We start from the raw sequence: 376 nt of genomic DNA, 5'->3' as shown, positions 1-376 counted from the left end.
TCTCGCTGCAGCAGCTTGGCGCGGGGCGGTCAAACGCAGTCGGGACGGTTACGCTCGTGCCGAGTGTCGCCTCGACGACAGTCAGCGATCAGAATTGTGCGAGCGGTTCTACCGTGCTGTTCACGCCGACCACGGGAAGTGCTGCTACTGAAATCGGTAATGGCACGATGTACCTTAGCGCGGTAGCAAATAAATCGTTCACGGTCACACACGCGAACAATGCGACCGCGGATCGAACATTCAAGTATGCCATCCTCGGTTGACTTGATCTGCGTCGATCCGGCGCGAGTACATGAATTTTGGCCGTTCGCTTCAGGACTGATCAAGACTGCAATCGAGCGAACCGGCTTGAGTGCGTTTGAAGATATCGAGAAGC

At 55.9% G+C, this 376-nt stretch carries 1 protein-coding gene; it reads left to right on the top strand.

All coding sequences use genetic code 11. The features are described from left to right. Nucleotides 1-263 (top strand): hypothetical protein (locus tag CQ12_RS45770; RefSeq protein WP_083519639.1); only part of this gene is annotated, 263 nt, incomplete at its 5' end. Nucleotides 264-376 lie beyond the last annotated feature (113 nt).

The sequence above is a fragment of the Bradyrhizobium jicamae genome (genome assembly GCF_001440395.1).
Classification (GTDB): Bacteria; Pseudomonadota; Alphaproteobacteria; order Rhizobiales; family Xanthobacteraceae; genus Bradyrhizobium; species Bradyrhizobium jicamae.
Note: the sequence above shows the minus strand (reverse complement) of the source record. Positions and strands in the feature narration are given on the sequence as shown.